The organism is Myxococcus xanthus (assembly GCF_013116825.1).
Taxonomy (GTDB): domain Bacteria; phylum Myxococcota; class Myxococcia; order Myxococcales; family Myxococcaceae; genus Myxococcus; species Myxococcus xanthus_B.
In genome coordinates, this window is the sequence record NZ_JABFNS010000016.1 from 17,373 (window position 1) to 35,542 (window position 18,170).

19 protein-coding genes are annotated in these 18,170 nt (G+C 67.8%); 14 read left to right on the plus strand and 5 right to left on the minus strand.

What is annotated here, in order from left to right:
- Positions 1-12 precede the first annotated feature (12 nt).
- From sdhB to rsmI, 13 genes are all read left to right on the plus strand, one after another.
- The gene (gene sdhB / locus HNV26_RS06660) at positions 13-822 is read left to right on the plus strand and encodes a succinate dehydrogenase iron-sulfur subunit (protein ID WP_090491458.1); all 810 of its coding nucleotides are present in this window, start codon (positions 13-15) and stop codon (positions 820-822) included.
- Positions 823-1,108: 286 nt separating this feature from the next.
- Positions 1,109-2,269: an ADP-forming succinate--CoA ligase subunit beta gene (gene sucC, locus HNV26_RS06665; protein WP_171439657.1), complete on the plus strand. Its 1,161-nt coding sequence runs from the start codon at positions 1,109-1,111 to the stop codon at positions 2,267-2,269.
- 29 nt (positions 2,270-2,298) lie between these two features.
- On the plus strand, positions 2,299-3,198 hold the full coding sequence (gene sucD / locus HNV26_RS06670) for a succinate--CoA ligase subunit alpha (protein ID WP_011553571.1): 900 nt from the start codon (positions 2,299-2,301) through the stop codon (positions 3,196-3,198).
- A gap of 33 nt (positions 3,199-3,231) precedes the next feature.
- Positions 3,232-3,669 (plus strand): nucleoside-diphosphate kinase, encoded by a 438-nt coding sequence (gene ndk, locus HNV26_RS06675; RefSeq protein WP_011553572.1) that lies wholly within the window; start codon positions 3,232-3,234, stop codon positions 3,667-3,669.
- Positions 3,670-3,867: 198 nt separating this feature from the next.
- Positions 3,868-5,004 (plus strand): dual-specificity RNA methyltransferase RlmN, encoded by a 1,137-nt coding sequence (gene rlmN, locus HNV26_RS06680; RefSeq protein WP_171439656.1) that lies wholly within the window; start codon positions 3,868-3,870, stop codon positions 5,002-5,004.
- Between the two features lie 90 nt (positions 5,005-5,094).
- The gene (gene rpsP, locus HNV26_RS06685; RefSeq protein WP_011553574.1) at positions 5,095-5,355 is read left to right on the plus strand and encodes a 30S ribosomal protein S16; all 261 of its coding nucleotides are present in this window, start codon (positions 5,095-5,097) and stop codon (positions 5,353-5,355) included.
- An 11-nt stretch (positions 5,356-5,366) separates the two neighbouring features.
- On the plus strand, positions 5,367-5,651 hold the full coding sequence (locus HNV26_RS06690) for a KH domain-containing protein (RefSeq protein WP_171439655.1): 285 nt from the start codon (positions 5,367-5,369) through the stop codon (positions 5,649-5,651).
- A complete protein-coding gene (rimM, locus tag HNV26_RS06695) occupies positions 5,648-6,214 on the plus strand; it encodes a ribosome maturation factor RimM (protein WP_171439654.1) in 567 nt (188 codons plus the stop codon). Before HNV26_RS06690 ends, rimM begins: the two co-directional genes overlap by 4 nt.
- A complete protein-coding gene (gene trmD / locus HNV26_RS06700) occupies positions 6,211-6,954 on the plus strand; it encodes a tRNA (guanosine(37)-N1)-methyltransferase TrmD (RefSeq protein ID WP_171439653.1) in 744 nt (247 codons plus the stop codon). The genes rimM and trmD overlap by 4 nt, the downstream gene beginning before the upstream one ends.
- A 116-nt stretch (positions 6,955-7,070) precedes the next feature.
- On the plus strand, positions 7,071-7,454 hold the full coding sequence (gene rplS / locus HNV26_RS06705) for a 50S ribosomal protein L19 (RefSeq protein WP_141593865.1): 384 nt from the start codon (positions 7,071-7,073) through the stop codon (positions 7,452-7,454).
- An 81-nt stretch (positions 7,455-7,535) separates the two neighbouring features.
- Positions 7,536-9,437, plus strand: coding sequence for an ATP-binding protein (locus HNV26_RS06710; protein ID WP_171439652.1), 1,902 nt, complete (start codon positions 7,536-7,538; stop codon positions 9,435-9,437).
- A 51-nt stretch (positions 9,438-9,488) separates the two neighbouring features.
- On the plus strand, positions 9,489-9,869 hold the full coding sequence (locus HNV26_RS06715) for a YraN family protein (protein ID WP_171439651.1): 381 nt from the start codon (positions 9,489-9,491) through the stop codon (positions 9,867-9,869).
- A 12-nt stretch (positions 9,870-9,881) separates the two neighbouring features.
- Positions 9,882-10,712: a 16S rRNA (cytidine(1402)-2'-O)-methyltransferase gene (rsmI, locus tag HNV26_RS06720; protein ID WP_171439650.1), complete on the plus strand. Its 831-nt coding sequence runs from the start codon at positions 9,882-9,884 to the stop codon at positions 10,710-10,712.
- Between the two features lie 41 nt (positions 10,713-10,753).
- On the opposite strand, the gene HNV26_RS06725 is transcribed toward rsmI, so the two are convergent.
- From HNV26_RS06725 to encB, 5 genes are all read right to left on the minus strand, one after another.
- Positions 10,754-12,049 (minus strand): hypothetical protein, encoded by a 1,296-nt coding sequence (locus HNV26_RS06725; RefSeq protein WP_171439649.1) that lies wholly within the window; start codon positions 12,047-12,049, stop codon positions 10,754-10,756.
- Between the two features lie 96 nt (positions 12,050-12,145).
- The gene (locus HNV26_RS06730; RefSeq protein WP_171439648.1) at positions 12,146-13,312 is read right to left on the minus strand and encodes a peptidoglycan DD-metalloendopeptidase family protein; all 1,167 of its coding nucleotides are present in this window, start codon (positions 13,310-13,312) and stop codon (positions 12,146-12,148) included.
- Positions 13,260-14,684: a sigma-54-dependent transcriptional regulator gene (locus HNV26_RS06735; protein ID WP_171439647.1), complete on the minus strand. Its 1,425-nt coding sequence runs from the start codon at positions 14,682-14,684 to the stop codon at positions 13,260-13,262. The genes HNV26_RS06730 and HNV26_RS06735 overlap by 53 nt, the downstream gene beginning before the upstream one ends.
- Before the next feature lie 30 nt (positions 14,685-14,714).
- Positions 14,715-15,578 carry an encapsulin nanocompartment shell protein EncA gene (gene encA, locus HNV26_RS06740; protein ID WP_140791576.1) on the minus strand — a complete coding sequence of 288 codons (864 nt, stop codon included), beginning with the start codon at positions 15,576-15,578 and terminating at the stop codon, positions 14,715-14,717.
- A gap of 46 nt (positions 15,579-15,624) precedes the next feature.
- Positions 15,625-16,095 carry an encapsulin nanocompartment cargo protein EncB gene (gene encB, locus HNV26_RS06745; protein ID WP_171439646.1) on the minus strand — a complete coding sequence of 157 codons (471 nt, stop codon included), beginning with the start codon at positions 16,093-16,095 and terminating at the stop codon, positions 15,625-15,627.
- 105 nt (positions 16,096-16,200) lie between these two features.
- Between encB and murJ the strand changes: the two genes are divergently transcribed.
- A complete protein-coding gene (gene murJ / locus HNV26_RS06750) occupies positions 16,201-17,898 on the plus strand; it encodes a murein biosynthesis integral membrane protein MurJ (protein ID WP_171439645.1) in 1,698 nt (565 codons plus the stop codon).
- Positions 17,899-18,170: the final 272 nt, after the last annotated feature.

The window sequence follows — 18,170 nt, forward strand, 5'->3', positions numbered from 1 at the left end:
GGGTCGAGCCACATGGACACTGCACAAGCATCCGCTGTCACCACCAAGACCATCACCTTCCGCATCTGGCGGCAGGATGATCCCGCGAAGCCAGGTCACTTCGATGAGTTCAAGGTTCCCTATGTGAAGGGCGCCAACGTCATCTCGTGCCTGATGGAGATCCAGCGCAACCCCGTCACCGTGGAGGGCAAGCGCGTGGCCCCGGTGATCTGGGACGCCGCATGTCTGGAGGAGGTCTGTGGCAGCTGCGCCATGAACATCAACGGCCGCGTGCGCATGGCCTGCTCGGCGCTGATCGACAAGCTGGAGCAGCCGATCACGCTGGAGCCCATGAGCAAGTTCCCCGTGGTGCGTGACCTCACGGTGAACCGCGACCGCATGTTCGACGCGCTCAAGCGCATCAAGGGGTGGGTGCCCATCGACGGCACGCACAACCTGGGGCCGGGCCCGCGCCAGGCGCCCGTGGACCAGTCGGTGATGTACGTGCTCTCCACGTGCATCACCTGCGGCAGCTGCCTGGAGGCGTGCCCCCAGGTGACGCAGGAGAACGACTTCGTGGGCGCGGCGGCCATCAGCCAGGCCCGCCTGTTCAACATGAACCCCACGGGCAAGATGAACTCCGAGGAGCGCGTGCGCTCGCTCATGGGGCCCGGCGGCATCCAGGACTGCGGCAAGGCGCAGAACTGCGTGAAGGTCTGCCCGAAGGAGATTCCGCTCGTCACCTCCATCGCGGTGATGAACCGCGAGGTGACCAAGCTCACCATCAAGGACATCTTCTTCCAGGACGAGGCCCCCAAGGGCCACGGCAGCGGTCCGGGGTAGGGCGCTCGCCAGCGACTTCCCGGCGTTCTCTGGCTTCAAGCGGCCCCGGGCCGGCGTCCATTCGAGTCGCCGGGCGGGGCCGCCGCTGTTTGGGTGTCCGTGGAAAACCCTGCGGTGAAGGCAGGCTCATCTTCGCGGACATCCTTGATTATCTGCCGTGCACCCTGTCGGACGATGCAGGTGTACCGGGGTCAAACGGTCTTGCACTCCGTCCTTTTCTGCGCAATGAGGGCCCGGCGCTGACGCCTCTGTTCAGGCTGTCTCCCTCGTCTCCACCGGAGCCTCGATGAAGATCCACGAGTACCAGGGCAAGGAAATCTTCCGGAAGTACGGCGTGCCCACGCCGAAGGGCATCCTCGCCATTTCCGCCAACGACGCGGAGGCCGCCGCGAAGGAGCTCGGCACTCCTGTGGTCGTCGTGAAGGCACAGATCCACGCGGGCGGCCGTGGCAAGGGCGGCGGCGTGAAGCTGGCCAAGAGCCCCGCGGAAGCCAAGGAGCTGGCCAAGCAGATGCTTGGCATGAAGCTCAAGACCATCCAGACCGGGCCGGAAGGCCAGACGGTCCACAAGGTCTACATCGAAGAAGGTCTCGCCATTGGCCAGGAGCTGTACCTGGGCGTGACGCTGGACCGCGCCACCAGCCGCATCACCTTCATGGCCTCCCGCGAGGGCGGCGTGGAGATTGAAGAGGTGGCGGAGAAGCACCCGGAGAAGATCCTCCGCGAGTCGGTGGACCCGGCCGTGGGCTTCCAGGACTTCCAGGGCCGCAAGCTGGCCTTCGGGCTGGGCCTGACGGGCCCCACGGTGAACAAGTTCACCCAGTTCTGCTCGGCGCTGTACCGGATGTTCATCGACACGGATGCCTCGCTCGTGGAGATCAACCCGCTGGTCATCCTGAAGGATGGCGGCGTGGTGGCGCTCGACGCGAAGGTGACCTTCGATGAGAACGCGCTCTACCGGCACAAGGACCTGCTGGAGTACCGCGACCTGGCCGAAGAGGAGCCCCGTGAGATCCAGGCCAAGGAGTGGGACCTGGCCTACATCGCGCTGGATGGCAACATCGGCTGCATGGTGAATGGCGCCGGTCTGGCGATGGCCACCATGGACACCATCAAGCTGGTGGGCGGCAGCCCGGCCAACTTCCTGGACGTGGGCGGCGGCGCCAACAAGGAGAAGGTCACCGCGGCCTTCAAGCTCATCCTGGCGGACCCGGCCGTGAAGGCGGTGCTGGTCAACATCTTTGGCGGCATCATGAAGTGCGACGTCATCGCCGAGGGCATCATCGCCGCGGCGAAGGAGGTCCAGCTCAAGGTTCCGCTCGTGGTGCGCCTGGAAGGCACCAACGTCGAGAAGGGCAAGGCGCTGCTGAGCAACTCCGGCCTCGCCATCACCCCGGCGGACAACCTGCGTCAGGCGGCGGAGAAGGCCGTCGCTGCGGTGAAGTAATCCCGCGCACTCTTTCCTGAAAGAACGCCATGGCCATCCTCGTCAACGAAAACACGAAGGTCCTCTGCCAGGGCATCACCGGCTCGGCGGGGTCGTTCCACGCGAAGCAGATGCTCGAGTACGGCACGAAGCTCGTTGCCGGTGTGACTCCGGGCAAGGGCGGCACCACGTTCGAAGGCAAGGTCCCCGTGTTCAACACGGTGGCCGAGGCGGTGAAGGAGACGGGCGCGAACACGTCCGTGGTCTTCGTCCCGCCCCCCTTCGCCGCTGACTCCATCATGGAGGCCGCGGACGCCGGCGTAGCCCTCATCATCGTCATCACCGAGGGCATCCCGGTCAACGACATGGTGCGCGCCAAGCGCTACCTGCAGGGCAAGCCGGGCATCCGGCTGGTCGGCCCCAACTGTCCGGGCGTCATCACCCCGGGCGCGCTGTGCAAGATCGGCATCATGCCGGGCCACATCCACAAGCCGGGCCGCATCGGCGTGGTGTCCCGCTCCGGCACGCTGACCTACGAGGCCGTGCACCAGCTCACCCAGCTGGGCCTGGGCCAGTCCACCGCCGTGGGCATCGGCGGTGACCCGGTCAACGGCACGGACTTCGTGGACGTGCTGAAGCTCTTCAACGCGGACCCGGACACCGACGCCGTCATCATGATTGGCGAAATCGGCGGTGACGCCGAGGAGCGCGGCGCGGAGTACGTGGCGCGCGAGTTCACCAAGCCCATCGCCGGGTTCATCGCGGGCCAGTCCGCGCCCCCGGGCAAGCGCATGGGCCACGCTGGCGCCATCATCTCCGGCGGCAAGGGCACGGCGACCGAGAAGATCAAGGCCATGGAGGCCGCGGGCATCCTGATGGCCGCCAGCCCCGCTGAGCTGGGCACCACCCTTCAGGAGGCCCTCAAGCGGGGCGCTCCGAAGAAGCGCTAAACCCCAACGGAAACACGAGAAGGAGCCAGTCACATGGCCATCGAGCGTACGCTGTCCATCATCAAGCCGGACGGCCTGGAGAAGGGCGTCATCGGGAAGATCATCAGCCGCTTCGAGGAGAAGGGGCTGAAGCCGGTCGCCATCCGCCTGCAGCACCTGTCCCAGGCGCAGGCCGAGGGCTTCTACGCGGTCCACAAGGCCCGGCCCTTCTTCAAGGACCTGGTGCAGTTCATGATCTCCGGCCCGGTGGTCCTGATGGTGCTGGAAGGTGAGAACGCGGTCCTGGCCAACCGGGACATCATGGGCGCCACCAACCCCGCGCAGGCGGCCGAGGGCACCATCCGCAAGGACTTCGCCACCAGCATCGACAAGAACACGGTGCACGGCTCCGACAGCCTGGAGAACGCGAAGATCGAGATCGCGTACTTCTTCCGGGAGACGGAGATCCACTCCTACCCGTACCAGAAGTAGCCGGCCGGCCCTTCGCGGGGCCGCCGTTCCAGGCCCGGTGTCCGCGCTCTCAGAAGGCGCGGGCCCGGGCCGCTGTTCATTCAAGGGACACAACCGGATAGTGTCCACGAGGCGGGCAGGGGAGCATGGGCTCCTTTGACTTGCCGTGCCCAGGTGTGGGAAGGGACGCCCCTGGGCCCTCCGTTAAGCGCTACGACGATGTCAGAGACCTCCGCCACCTCCCTGCCAGTCACCGAGCCCTTGCCGGCTCCCGCGCCCGCCAGGCTGGTGGACGTGGCCAGCCTGTCCATGGAGGCGCTGACGCGCTTCGTGACCGAGGAGCTGGGTGAGCGCGCCTTCCGTGCCCCGCAGATCTACCGCTGGCTGCACCAGCGCGGTGCCACCTCGTTCGACGAGATGACGGACCTGTCCAAGGTCCTGCGCGAGAAGCTGCGGGCGCGAGCGGAGATCATCCCGCTGGTGAAGGACGTGGAGCTGCGCAGCATCGACGGCACCATCAAGTACCGGTGGAAGACGCGGGACGGGCGCTACATCGAGTCCGTCTACATGCCCTCCGAGGACCGCCGGACGCTGTGCGTGTCCACCCAGGTGGGCTGCGCCATGGCCTGCGGCTTCTGCATGACGGGCACCATGGGGCTCAAGCGCAACCTGACCCCCAGCGAGATCGTCGCCCAGGTCCACGCGGTGAACCGCGAGGTCCGCAAGAACGAGGGGCACGAGACGCTCCGCCCGCTCTCCAACCTGGTCTTCATGGGGATGGGGGAGCCGCTGCACAACTTCGAGAACCTGAAGACGGCGCTCGCCATCCTCCAGTCCCAGGATGGACCCAACTTCAGCCACCGTCACATCACGGTCTCCACCGTGGGCCTGGTGCCGATGATTGAGCGTTTCGGCAAGGAGACGGACGTCAAGCTGGCCATCTCCCTCAACGCCAGCACGGACGAGCAGCGCAGCAAGACGATGCCCGTCAACCGCAAGTGGAACATCGCGGCCTTGCTGGACGCCTGCCGGAAGTTCCCGCTGCGTCAGGGCCGCCGCATCACCTTCGAGTACGTCCTCATCAAGGGCTTCAACGACGCGGATGAGGATGCGCACCGGCTCATCGAACTGCTCAAGGGCATCCCGGTGAAGGTGAACCTGATCCCCTACAATGAGAATCCCGGCCTGGGGTTCCACACCACCGGCGAGGAGCGGGCGGAGGAGTTCCGCGCCATCCTCGCGGACGGCCACGTCGCCGCCTACATCCGCAGGAACCGGGGCCGGGACATCGCCGGCGCCTGCGGGCAGCTCGCCAATCGCGGCGAGACACAAGCCGGGGCCGATAGTACGACATAAGTTCCCGAACTTCCTTGACAATCCAACGGGAGCGGCGTTAAGAGCGCCACCCCTTTCCTAAGACGTTTCCTGTTCGTTGGAGAGCATTCAATGGCCGTTGTCCTCCGTCTTGCCCGCGCGGGCGTCAAGAAGAAGCCGTACTACCACGTGGTCGCCACCGATTCCCGCAACCCCCGGGACGGCAAGTTCATCGAGGCCGTGGGCGCGTACGACCCGAACCAGGAGCCGCCGAAGGTGGAGTTCAACGAGGAGCGCCTCAACTACTGGCTGAAGACTGGCGCGACGCCGTCTGAGACCGTTGCGGACCTGATCAAGGTCGCCGGTAAGGCCAAGCCCGCTCCCGCGGTCTGAGCCACGCCCGAGTGGACGTGGAGCAGCTTCTCAACTATCTGGCGCGGGCCCTGGTCGATCATCCTGACCAGGTCAGCCTGCGCATTTCCGAGGCGGAAGGGGCCCGGCTCTTCGAGCTGAAGGTCTCCGCCGAGGACGTCGGCAAGGTCATCGGCCGTGATGGGCGCACCGTGAATGCCCTCCGGACGCTGCTCAATGCCGCCGCACAGAAGTCCGGGCAGAAGGTCCGCCTGGAGATTCTCGACGACCGGCGCAATGCAGCAGGCGCTCCGGTCGCGCCGGACTCCTCGCAGTGACGGCCACCAGCCCCTATCTGGAGTTGGGATACGTCGCGCGCGCCCACGGGCTGCGTGGCGAGGTCGCCATTCGCGCATTGGATCCGGCGTCGGAGACGCTCGACACCGTCGTTCGCATCTGGGTGCGGACGCGCGCCGGTGTGGAGCGGGAAATGCGGCTGGAGGCGCTCCGGCCCACGCCCAAGGAGGACATCGTGGTCCTTGAGGGCGTGGCGTCGCGGAACGACGCGGAGGCGCTCGTGGGCGCCAAGGTGTTCGTCTTCCGCGAGGATCTGGAGCCGCCCGCGGAGGGTGAGTTCTTCCAGGGGGACCTGGTGGGGCTCGAGGCCGTGGACGCCAGCGGGAACGCGTTGGGCCGGGTGGAGGAGATCTGGACCACCGGCGAGGTGCCCAACCTGGTCATTCGCGCTTCCGGGCGCGAGGAGCTGGTGGTTCCCTTCGCCGACGAGTTCGTCCCCACCGTGGACCTCGAGGCGCGGCGCATCGTCATCCATCCGCCCGAATACGTGGAGGCGGGACGCAAGGGCGCCGAGTCAGGTGGAGGCCCGGAGGACGCGGAATGAGCCCACCGTATCCGGTGGAGATCCTCACGTTGTTCCCCGGCATGGTGACCGGTTACCTGGGGGCCAGCATCCTCGGGAAGGCTCAGGAGAAGGGCCTGCTGGCCACCACCATCACCGACATCCGCGAGTACGCCGAGGGCAAGCACCGCGTCACCGACGACGCGCCCTACGGCGGTGGCGCCGGAATGGTGATGAAGCCGGAGCCACTGGTCGCCGCGATTGAGGCGGCCAAGGCGCGGCATCCGGGCGCACGGGTGCTTCTCATGAGCCCCCGAGGGCCCACCTTCACCCAGGCCACTGCGCGTGAGTTGGTCCGTCACGAGGCGGGCCTCGTCCTGGTCTGCGGCCGCTACGAGGGCGTGGACGAGCGGGTGATGGCGCACCTCGACGGGGAGCTGTCCCTGGGGGACTTCGTTCTCACGGGCGGCGAGCTGGCGGCCATGACGGTGGTGGACGCGGTGGCGCGGCTGGTGCCCGGGGTGCTGGGCAACGTGGACTCGTCCGTCACGGAGAGCTTCGAGGAAGGCCTGCTGGAGCATCCTCAGTACACCCGACCGCCTGTCTTCCGGGGCGTCGAGGTGCCGGCTGCCCTGCAGTCCGGCGACCATGCTCGGATTGCCCGCTGGAGGCGCTGGAAGTCGTTGGTGCTCACCCATGAGCGCCGTCCGGACCTGTATGCCCGCGTGGTGTTGTCGAAGGCCGACCAGAAACTTCTGGCCCGGCGGGAGGAAGAGCTGTAACCCTGAGCGTTGCTAGCGGGTTGGATCAACAGGGCTTGTCCGACACCGCTCTCTCTGTTAGTACGGCCCGCTCTTCACGCGACCATCGCGTCAGTTCAAGTTTTCCGGAGTTTGTCATGCGCAACGCCGCCATTCAGCACATCGAGGCCAAGTTCCTGCGCCAGGATGTCACCGTGTTCAATACGGGTGATTCCGTGCGCGTCCACTGGAAGGTCAAGGAGGGCGAGAAGGAGCGCGTGCAGGCGTTCGAGGGCATCGTCATCCGGAAGACCAAGGGCAACCACCGCGCGACGTTCACGGTGCGCAAGCTCTCCTTCGGCGTCGGCGTGGAGCGCGTGTTCCCGCTGCACAGCCCCCGCTACGAGAAGATCGAGGTCCTGTCGCGCGGTGACGTGAACCGCAAGCGCCTGTTCTACCTCCGCGACCTCAAGGGCAAGGCGGCGCGCGTCGACGTCATCGAAGAGCCGAAGCCGTCCAAGAAGGCCGCCTCGGCCTCCTGAGCGCTTCCAGCGCCTGTGCAGTGAAAAGGAGCGTCCGATCCCGGACGCTCCTTTTTTCATTCGCGCTAACATGCGCGAGCCATGCAATTCGCCGAAGTCGCCGTCCAGAACGTCCGCGGTTTCTCCCCCGCGGGGCGCTTTGCCCTGAAGGCGGGATACCTCGTCCTCAAGCCGCCCTCGGCGGAGTCGAGTCCCCTGGCGGGCCTCTCCCTCGCGCTGCTCTTCGCGGATGGGCGTGGCACTGACGCCAGCTTCATCGCCGCCGGTGCGAAGTCAGGCAAGGCGGCCCTGACGTTCATCGGAGTGGATGGCGTGACGTACCGCGTGCTGCGCGACCTCGGCGGCTCCGGGACGTTGCACCGGATGAGTCCCACGACGCAGCAGCCGGAGCTCGTCTCGTCGGATGCGTCGGAGATCAGCCAGTTCCTTCGCGGACAGGCGGGGCTTCCACCCAAGACCACATTCGAGCAGGTGTACTGCCTCCAGCCCGGGCAGTTTCCCTCGCGGCGCCCGAGGAGGGCCGCTGCCGCCGCGGTGAAGGTGGACCCCAGGACGTCCGGCCGGTACCCGTCCCTGGCGTCCGCGTCCACCGTGTTGCCCGCGGAGGACATCCCCGCCGCCGAGGCGAAGCTGCGCGCGCTGGAGCAGGAGCTGGCAGCCAGCACGGAGGTGGACGGCCTTCAGTTCAAGGCGGACGGCGTGGCGTCCCAGCTCTTCGACGCCGAGCAGAAGCTGAAGGGTACCGAGGGGCTCAAGGTGGCCATCTCAGAGGCCCAGGCCGCCTGGCGCGCGGCGCCGACGCCCGAGTCCCTGGGGCTGCCTCAGGACATCGTGAACCGCCTGAAGCGCCACCCCAAGGTGATTGCCCGTCGTGACGAGGCCCTGGCGCGCCTCAACGCGGACCGGGAGAATGAGGCCGAGGCGCGTCCCGCGTCGGTGCCTCCCCTGACGAAGAACATGGGGTTCTGGGCTGGCCTGGGGGCTGGCGTGTTGTTCCTGGCGCTGGCAGTGGGGCTGGGTTTTGGGGTGGACCGGACCTTCCGCTACCTGGCGCTGCTGGACATCCCGGCCTTCGGCGTCGCCGCTTTCCTGGCGCTTCGCTACGTGGATGACCTGCAGAAGGCCACGCGACAAGGCAGCAAGGAGAGTCGCTTCGACATCCGGGAGAAGAAGATCCTCGAAGAGTACGAAGCGGAAGCCGCGCCGCTGCGCATGGCGCAGAAGGCACTCGACGTGGAGGAAATGGACGCCATCGCGCCGGCCCTGGAGCGCAAGGAGCTGCTGGCCGCGCGGGTGGCCGAACTGCAGGACCAACTACAGACGATGGAGTCGGATCCGGACTACCTCGCGGCGGCCGCCCAGGTTCAGTCGCTGAAGGCGGAGGCGGAGGCGCTCAACGAGGAGCTCACGCAGAAGGGGACGTACGTCCGCGACGTACGCGAGGTGGAGCGCGAGATGGGCCGGCTGAAGGAGTCCATTGCCCTGGCCAAGGCGCCGCCGCCGCCGGCCGCGCCGGGCCCAGATGGCTCCGTGCCCGTGGAGACGCTGGAGGATCCGTCGCCGGTGTTGCTGTCGCAGGCGGCGGACGTGTTCACCACGGACATCCTGTCCGTGCAGGCGATGCTGAAGGAGCGCTGCGTCCAGTACCTCACCGCGCTCACGGACCGGCGGTACCAGGGCATCGAGTGGGACCGCGAGGGCAAGGGCTTCGCCCTGGCCGCGGGCCGGCGGGTGCCGGTGGGCGAGCTCCCCGCGAAGGACCTGGACCTGTACTACCTGGCCCTGCGGATGACGGTGGTGGAGAAGGCGAGCGCCCGCGTGAAGCGTCCCTTCCTGCTGGAGGACGTCTTCACGGGAATGGAGGAGGTGAAGCTGCCCCTCATCGCCCGCATGCTGAAGCACCTGGGCACGCTGACGCAGGTGTTGCACGTCACCTCGCACCCGGGCTTCGCGCAGATGTCGGACGGGCCCGTTAACGTCTGAGGCGACGTGGCGGGTTGCCTCCAGGGGGGAGGTCCGTCAGGGGAGGGGTGGATGCGACGGGCGGCGCCGGCTGAGCGACGGGCGTATGGGAATGCGGGGGAGGAGGCGGCGGTGCGCTTCCTGGAGGCACAGGGCTGGCGGGTGCGGCATCGCAACTGGACCTGTCGCTTCGGGGAACTGGACGTGGTCGCTGAACGTGACGACCTGGTGTGCTTCGTGGAAGTGCGGATGCGCTCCACGGCCACCTGGGGCGACCCCTCCCACAGCGTGTCTTTCGCCAAGCAGCGCCGGGTGGTGAAGGCGGCGCTTCGGTACCTGTTCGCGCATGACTTGCGTGGACGGATGTTCCGTTTCGACGTGATTTCGGTGGTGGGGCGCGGGGAGCGCGCCACCCTAGAGCACATCCCTGGCGCCTTCGACGCGGGGATGTGAGAGGACGACGCCATGGCTGGAACGCTCTATCTGGTGGCGACGCCCATCGGGAACCTGGGGGACGTCACGTCGCGCGCGTTGGAGACCCTGCGCGCGGTGCGCTTCATCGCGTGTGAGGACACGCGGCACTCACGGGTGCTGCTCGACCACTTCGGCATTGGCGGGAAGGACCTGGTGAGCCTGCCTGCCTTCGCGGAAGGGCAGCGAGCCGGACGCATCCTGGACCGGATTGGGGAGGGGGAGGACTGCGCGCTCGTCACTGACGCGGGCAGCCCCGCCATCAGTGACCCGGGCGAGAAGCTGGTGGCCGAAGCGCTGGAGCGCGGATTGAACGTCGTGCCGGTGCCAGGCCCCACGGCGCTGGTCGCGGCGCTGAGCGCCTCTGGATTGCCCACGGGGCGCTTCCACTTCCTGGGCTTCCTCCCGCGCAAGGGCGCCGAGCGCCGGGCCATGCTGGAGGAGGTGGCGCAGCTGTCGGCCACCCTGGTGCTCTATGAGTCCCCACGCCGCCTGTCGGAGACGTTGCCGGACCTGCTCGACGCCTGGGGCGACCGGCGCGCGTGCGTGGCGCGGGAGCTGACGAAGCTGCACGAGGAGTTCGCCAGGGGCACCTTGTCCGAACTGGCCGCGCGCTATGCGGCGGAAGAGCCCCGCGGCGAGGTGGTGGTGCTGGTGGAGGGCCGCACCGGCGAGACGCGCTGGTCCGAGGAGGAATTGCGCCGGGCCTTGGAGGAGGGGTTGTCGCGCGGCGAGAAGCTCAAGGCGCTGAGCACCGAGCTGGCCCGCCGCGCGGGCTGGGCCGGTCAGGACGTCTACCGGCTGGGGCTCTCGTTGAAGCGCTGAGGCTCCTGGTGGGCGCCGTCATCGGCGCCCACCGGGCCGCGCTAGAAGCTGAACGTGGCGCTCAGGTCGAAGCGGAACGTGGTGCTCTCCACCGCGAGGAAGCGGCGAGACACCAGGTCATAGCGCCAGTCGAAGTTGGGGTTGAGGTCGGGCGAGCCGGGCTGCGTGTCCACGCCGCCGTCGTTGTTCGCGTCACGCCCCGGCTCCTCGGCGGTGAGGGCGTGGTTGGTGTTGTAGAGGAACATGCCGGACGCGCGAATCTGGAAGGCCTGCGACGCGTTCGCGGTGACGCCCAGCATGCCACCCACCTGGAAGTAGTCCTCGGAGGTGAGCAGCTTGCGCAGGGCGGCGCTCAGCTCGTTGTAGTAGCGGCCGCTGCCCACGTAGTTGCCAATGCCTCGGACGTCCAGGGCGAAGCGCTGTGACTTCGCCGGCCGGTTGAAGGGCACCAGCTCCACGCCGAAGAGCATGCCCGCGGTGTGGGGGGCGTTGATGCCCGTCTCCTTGCGGTTCCACGGGCCCGTGAAGCAGTTGTCCGGGGCGCCCAGGTTGTCCGGGTTGGAGTCCTTCTGGGCGCAATTGGAGTAGGCGCCCGGACCGCGCACGGGGATGGTGTAGTGCGCCTTGAAGTACGGCTCGGCCGCGCCGATGCGGCGCGAGAAGGCCGTGTAGAGCTGGTACTTGTGGACGCGGTCGCCAATGTTGCCGCGGCTGTCCGAGTTGGTGGTGTCCGCGGCCGCGTCACGCAGCTTCGCGGTGGGGGCCTCGTACTCCAGGCCGACAATCCAGGTGGGCTTCGTCTCGTCCTTCTCCTGGTTGAAGAAGGCGTAGGCCAGGCCGAAGCGCATGTTGCCCAGGCCGCCGCGGAAGCTCTCCTGCGGTACGTCGAACAGGGCGCTTCCCGGTGCCGAGCCCTCCAGGCACCCCGGGATGACGGAGCCGTTGGCGTTCAGGCAGTTGTTGGTGATGGTGGACGTCTCGGGCGACGAGTTGGACGTGAAGTCCCAACGCTCGTTCTGCGAGAAGACGACGGGCAGGGCGAAGGAGAACTCCAGGTCCCTGTAGAGGCCGACGGACAGCTCCAGGTTGAGCCGGGCGTCCACGCCCTTGTACCAGAGCTCCGACGCATCCCGCCGGCCCGCCGGTTGCCCGGCGGGGGCCAACTGCTCGCGGACGATCTTCGCGCGGTTCTGCGTGCGCTCGAAGCCGACGTCGATGAAGAGGTCGAACGGGTCGTCCTCCTCGAGCGACGACGCAATCCGGGTGATGTCCGCCGCGGTGGCCGCGAACGGCGCGCCCAGCGTCAGCGCGGCAAGTACGACGCGAAGCCTGTGCATCCGACCTCCGACGGCAAATCTCCCCGGCCTTCCGGCAAGCCCGGGGGGCTTCCAGCTAGCCGTGCCGTCGAAGGAGTGTCAAGAAACGGGTGGCTTTTACTTGCCGGCCACCACGGACCCGCTCAGCAACCCGTCCATCCGGCGCACCTCCGCCTCGAAACCCGTCCGGTGCTGCGCGGCCAGTGAGCGGCGGTAGGTCTTGTGCTGGTCGTAGGGGTCCAGAACCCGGTCATCCTGCGTCATGAGCTGGTAGTGGAGGTGGGGTGCGAAGCTGCGGCCCGTGTTGCCGCTCTTGGCGATGACTTGCCCCACGGAGAACCGGGTGCCCGGCTTGACGCTCTTGTCCACTTCGTCCAGGTGGAGGAAGAGCGCGCGGCGCCCCTTGCCGCCCGACTCCACCAACTCAATGCAGTTGCCGTTGCTGCTGAAGTTCCAGTTCTTCCGCTTCACCACGCCGTTGAAGGGGGCCTTGATGGGCGTGCCGACCGGGGTGCGGAAGTCCACGCCCTTGTGCTTGCGGCCGTCGCGAAGCAGGGACGTCACCTGCTCGTAGTCGTCGATGGGGGAGCGCTCCAGCCTCAGCTCCAGCTCGTCGCCGCCGGGCAGGTAGTACCGGGCATTGGGCTCGCCGTTGGCCTGGTAGCGGTACGCGCTCATCGTCTTGCCCAGCTTGGCGCTGGTGAAGCGCACCGCGTGCACCAGGGGCTCCTCGTTGGTGCGGCGCTGGTAGAGCACCTCCAGCGTGTCGCCGCGGAGAATCTCCCCGGGCACGGAGACCCACCACACCAGGGTGCGCGTCACCACCTGCGCCAGCGCCGGACCCACATCCGAGCCAGCGGCGTTGACGAGCGCGGTCTCCAGGGGGCCGTTGATGCTCACCGATACGCGCTCCAGGCCCGCGGCCTTCACCGGGTCCGTGGCCACGGGCGCCGGCGTGGGCGCCGCGGCGACGGTGCCCGCGTCGGGGACTGCGTCGGGCATCTGCGCCGCGGCCTCTTCCGTCGCCTGAACCATCCGCTGCTTCCACCACCACACCCCGCCGGCGGCACCGCCGAGGATGAGTGACACGGCGACCACCGTGCCGAAGGGACTGCGCTTCGGAGGGGCACCGAGTGTGGGAAGGTTCGGCCGCATACAAGCTCCCTGAGTTGGAATGGGTGGGCGGGCCCGGAACCGACGCGCGCGAAGCGGAATTCCGCTTCCTCGCGGTCTATTCGTCCGGACCGTCTTCCTGCCCGTCTGGTGTGGTGTCGCGCAAGCCAAACTCCTTCATCTTCGTCTGGAGTGACTTGCGGCTGATTTGAAGCAACCGGGCGGCCCGGGTGACATTGCCACCCGTCTCCTCGAGCTTCTTCACGATGAGGTCCCGCTCGAGCTCGGCGGCCTTCATCCGGACGATGTCCTTCAGGCCGACTTCCCCCGTGGGAACGTCGATGGAGGCCACCGCGCTGGCCAGGTTGGCGCTCGCCTGGACGCCCGTGCCCTGGCGGACCGGCTCTGGCAGGTCGCGGGCGGTGATGAGAGGCCCGTCCGCGAACAGGAGCACGCGCTCGATGAGGTTCTCCAGTTCGCGGATGTTGCCCGGCCACGCATAACCCTGGAGCAGGGCCATGGCGTCGTCGGCGATGCCTTCAATCTTCTTGTTGAGGCGCCGGTTGTACTTCTCCACGAAGTGCCGGGCGAGCATGGGGATGTCGCTGCGGCGCTCGCGCAGGGCGGGCAGGGAGATGGGGACCACCGCCAGGCGGTAGTAGAGGTCCTTGCGGAAGCGGCCGGCTTCAATCTCCGCCTGGAGGTCGCGGTTGGTGGCCGCCACGAGCCGCACGTCCACGCGCGTCGTCTTGATGCCGCCCACGCGTTCGAACTCGCCCTCCTGGATCGCGCGCAGCAGCTTCACCTGCATCTCCACCGGAATCTCGCCAATCTCGTCCAGGAAGAGGGTGCCCTCGTCGGCCAGCTCGAAGCGGCCAGGCTTGGACGTGACGGCGCCGGTGAAGGCCCCGCGCTCGTAGCCGAAGAGCTCGCTCTCCAGCAGCGTGTGGGGAATGGCGGCGCAGTTGATCTTGATGAACGGCTTGTCGCGGCGGCTGGAGGCGCCGTGCAGCGCGGTGGCGATGAGCTCCTTGCCAGTGCCGCTCTCCCCGGTGATGAGCACCGTGGACGGCGTGTCCGCCACCTTGTCGATGATCTTGTAGACCTCTTGGATCGTCGACGAGTCGCCGATGATGGCCGCGCGCGCCTTCACGTCCGGGCGCACGGAGCGGCGGGCACTCTCGTTCGTCTTCGCGGCCTTGGCGACGACGGAGGACAGCTCCGCCTGATCGAAGGGCTTGGTGATGTAGTCGAACGCGCCCGCCTTGATGGCGTCCACGGCGGAGTCCACCGTGCCATGCGCGGTGATGATGATGACGGGGACGTCCGGGTTGGCGGTACGGATGGTGCCGAGCACCTCCATGCCGCCCACCTTGGGCATCACCAGGTCCGTTACCACGATGTCCGCGCCGTTCTTGTGGAACTCGGCGAGCCCTTGCTCGCCGTTCTCCGCCACGGTGACGTCAAAACCGTCCCGGCGCAGCATCGCGGCGAGCACCTTGCGGAGGTTCGCCTCGTCGTCGATGACCAGGACCTTGGCCATGGTGGAAGTCGTGACCGCGGGCGACCGGAACTAGCGACGTTCCGTGGCGCCGGCGCCCTCCAGGGTGCAGATGGCGTCCGGGTGCTTGATGCGCAGCAGCAGCGCCTCCAGCACGCGGAACGGGTGGTTCATCCGCGACGCGCCCAGGTACGCCGCCACCATGTCCATGGACACCGCGAGGTCCATGTTCTCCCGGCCGGTGGACACCACCACGCCGGAGTCGCCGCGCAGGCGGTTGGACTGGTAGACGCCGTCCGACGCGAGCTGGCGGATGGTCTCAATCTCCAGGACGCCCGTCTTCTCGTAGATGCGGTGCAGCTGCGAGTACAGCCGCGGCGACAGGACGACGGCGTAGGGGCCGAAGTGGCCCTGCTCGTTGAGCTTGCGCGTGGCCTCGACGATGGCCTGGAAACCGCCACCCGGCGACGTCCAGTCACCCAGCGGCACCGTGAGCCGGCCGTTGGCCGTCATCAGGCCTTCGTAGCCCAGGCGCGCGTCGCCGTAGAAGATGAGTTCGTCTTCCTGCTGCGCGCACAGCGCGGCGGCGCCAGCGGCGGCCGACACGTCCAGCGGCATGTTGTGCGTGCGCGCGGCCTCGATGTCGCGCCAGTGCAGCAGGAAGTCCTTGTAGATGATGGGGATGGTCTTGAACTTGCGAGCATCGGTGAAGACCATCGCGGTCTCCTGCTCGCCGACGATGTCCACGGCGCCGGGGGAAACGCCCTGGAACTCGTCGTAGGGAACCGTCTGCACCCCGGCGCCCAGCGGCCCGTAGATGTCCAGGATGCGCCGGCCTACCAGCGAACGCCGGGCGACCTGGATGACGGTCTCGTTCAGACGCGCCCACTCCTCTTCGCGGAGCGGGTTCTCGGCATGTCCAAGGAAGTCAGGCATGAAATGTGGCTCCAGAGGCATCGACTAGAGAGGGGGGAGGAGAGCTTCAGCGACCGCCGCCGGAAGCACCGCCACCCCGGCGCAGTGAACCTACGGTGAGCGGGTGCGACTCCACGGCGGGCGGCGGCGCAGGCAGGCCGTACAGCAGCCGCTGGGGCGGTAGGGACGTTGGCGGCTCGGAGGGGAGCCGGCCGTTGCGGTCGTTGACGGAGAACGACGGGCCGTCCGCTGTGGGCACATGGACGGCGGCGGGGGCCTCGGAGGCCTGGAAATGACCGGGGACGAAGGGCTTGGCGAAGTGGTCGTTCTGACCACTGTCCAACATGCGAAGCATGTGGACGGCCTCGGAGACGTGCTCCTTCTCCTCGGCGGCCAGGTGCTGGAAGAACGCGCGGACCTCGGGGTTCGAGGAGGCGCGAGCGTAGGCTTCGTACTCGTTGATCGTCTCCAGTTCACGTGCCAGCACGAGGCGGATGCGCGCCACGTCGTCCAAGTCACTGTCGGGAGGGCCGGCCATTGGAACGGACCCTTGCAATCCAGGGGGTTCGGCGTCAAGCGAAACAGGGGGACGGGGTTTCAGGCTTCATGACACCGGACGGCCCGCGTAGAGTCCGCCGCTCTCGTGACCACGTCTTCGCCCGAGTCTCCACCCCCGCCGATCGCGCCGGTTGCGCCTCCTCGTCCCGAGCGTTCCGGAGGAGGTGCCGCGCTGGTGGCGGCCGGCATCCTTGCTTCCCGGCTGATGGGCCTGGTGCGCGAGCGCGTCTTCGCCCACTACCTGGGGAATACGGAGGTCGCGGCCGTCTTCAAGGCGGCGCTGCGCATTCCCAACTTCCTGCAGAACCTGTTCGGCGAGGGCGTCCTCTCCGGCTCGTTCATTCCCGTCTACGCGCAGCTCTTGGGCCGCAAGGACACGGAGACGGCGGACCGGGTCGCGGGCGCCGTCTTCGGCATCCTGTCCCTGGTCACTGCGGTGGTGGTGGCGCTGGGCATGGTGTTCACCCCGCTGCTGGTGGAGGCCATCGCGCCCGGCTTCCAGGGGCAGGAGCGGGAGCTGGCCGTCCACCTGGTGCGCATCCTCTTCCCCGGCACAGGCATGCTGGTGCTGAGCGCCTGGTGTCTGGGCATCCTCAACAGCCACCGGCGCTTCCTTCTTTCGTACCTGGCGCCCGTCGTCTGGAACCTGGTCATCATCGCCGCGTTGGTGGCCGCGGGCGGCCGCTACGAGGAAGAGGCGTTGGTTTCGGTGCTGGCCTACGCCGTGGTGCTGGGCAGCTTCCTCCAGTTCGCGGTGCAGGTCCCCTCCGTCCTCAAGTTGATGGGCCGCTTCCGCCCGACGCTGTCGCTGGCGGCCGAGCCCGTGCGGCAGGTGCTGAAGAACTTCGGGCCGGTCGTGGTGGGGCGCGGCGTGGTCCAGTTCAGCGCCTGGGTGGACACGGCCTTCGCGTCACTCATCTCCAATCGGGCGTTGTCCTCGCTGCTCTACGCACAGACCATCTACCTCATCCCGGTGAGCCTCTTCGGGATGGCGGTGTCCGCGGCGGAGCTGCCGGAGATGTCGCGCGCCACGGGGGAGGGCGCGGACGTAGCCGCCAGGTTGCGCCAACGCATCGACGGAGGCGCACGCCGCATCTGCTTCTGGGTCGTCCCGTCGGCGGCGGCCTTCCTCTTCCTGGGGGACATGGTGGCGGCGGCGTTGCTGCAGACGGGGCGCTTCGACGCGGCGGACTCGCGCTACCTCTGGTACCTGCTCATGGGGGCAGCGCTGGGGTTGGTGGCCTCCACGGTGGGGCGCCTCTATGCCTCCGCCTTCTATGCGCTGAAGGATCCGAAGACGCCGCTGCGCTTCGCGGTGGTGCGCGTGCTGGTGGGCACCCTGGGCGCATGGGTGCTGGGCCTGCGGCTGCCAGGATGGCTCGGTGTGCCGCAGCACCTGGGCGCGTTGGGCCTCACCCTGGCCAGCGGCCTGGTGGCCTGGCTGGAGGCGGGACTGCTGCGCCGCAAGCTGGTGAAGCAACTCGGACCGGTCGGCGTCCCGTCTGGGCTGCTGCCTCGCTTGTGGGGCGCCGCGGTGGTGGCTGGAGTGGTGGCGGTGGGCATCAAGGTGGGCCTCACCGCGCTGCTCGGGCCGATGCCCGGTGTGACGGCGGAGTGGGGGGGAGGCTTCCTGATGCCGCCGCGCCTGCACCCCGTTCTGGGCTTCGCAGCGGTGGCGCTCCCGTTTGGCGCTGTTTATTTCGGGATGTCCGCGGCCCTGGGCATCCCGGAGGCGGGAACGGTGTTGCGCAAAGTGGGGCGGAAGCTGCGTCTGGTGCGCTAACCACCTGGGATTGCTTGGCTCCCTGCCTGCCGAGCAGCCACTATTTGGCGTTGCAAGCATTGGGTCCGGGATGCTCTGACGGGGGGCCTCCGTTATGGACGGATCGTTGGCGTCAACGACATGTGCGTCATCTGGCTTCCTCCGGACATGGCGCGCGTGTAGAGTGCGCCGCCTTTTTCACCGGGGCCCAGCTTCTCGGGAAGCCAGGGTCGAATTCGCTTCAGGAAGGTCTCGCAGTGAGCGACGAGAAGAACGGTTCCAATTCTGGCGGG

Coding starts and splice junctions, on each gene's coding strand:
- sdhB (WP_090491458.1), top strand. CDS start 13: ATGGACACTGCACAAGCATCCGCTGTCACCACCAAGACCATCACCTTC.
- sucC (WP_171439657.1), top strand. CDS start 1,109: ATGAAGATCCACGAGTACCAGGGCAAGGAAATCTTCCGGAAGTACGGC.
- sucD (WP_011553571.1), top strand. CDS start 2,299: ATGGCCATCCTCGTCAACGAAAACACGAAGGTCCTCTGCCAGGGCATC.
- ndk (WP_011553572.1), top strand. CDS start 3,232: ATGGCCATCGAGCGTACGCTGTCCATCATCAAGCCGGACGGCCTGGAG.
- rlmN (WP_171439656.1), top strand. CDS start 3,868: ATGTCAGAGACCTCCGCCACCTCCCTGCCAGTCACCGAGCCCTTGCCG.
- rpsP (WP_011553574.1), top strand. CDS start 5,095: ATGGCCGTTGTCCTCCGTCTTGCCCGCGCGGGCGTCAAGAAGAAGCCG.
- trmD (WP_171439653.1), top strand. CDS start 6,211: ATGAGCCCACCGTATCCGGTGGAGATCCTCACGTTGTTCCCCGGCATG.
- rplS (WP_141593865.1), top strand. CDS start 7,071: ATGCGCAACGCCGCCATTCAGCACATCGAGGCCAAGTTCCTGCGCCAG.
- HNV26_RS06710 (WP_171439652.1), top strand. CDS start 7,536: ATGCAATTCGCCGAAGTCGCCGTCCAGAACGTCCGCGGTTTCTCCCCC.
- HNV26_RS06715 (WP_171439651.1), top strand. CDS start 9,489: ATGCGACGGGCGGCGCCGGCTGAGCGACGGGCGTATGGGAATGCGGGG.
- rsmI (WP_171439650.1), top strand. CDS start 9,882: ATGGCTGGAACGCTCTATCTGGTGGCGACGCCCATCGGGAACCTGGGG.
- HNV26_RS06725 (WP_171439649.1), bottom strand. CDS start 12,049: ATGCACAGGCTTCGCGTCGTACTTGCCGCGCTGACGCTGGGCGCGCCG.
- HNV26_RS06735 (WP_171439647.1), bottom strand. CDS start 14,684: ATGGCCAAGGTCCTGGTCATCGACGACGAGGCGAACCTCCGCAAGGTG.
- encA (WP_140791576.1), bottom strand. CDS start 15,578: ATGCCTGACTTCCTTGGACATGCCGAGAACCCGCTCCGCGAAGAGGAG.
- encB (WP_171439646.1), bottom strand. CDS start 16,095: ATGGCCGGCCCTCCCGACAGTGACTTGGACGACGTGGCGCGCATCCGC.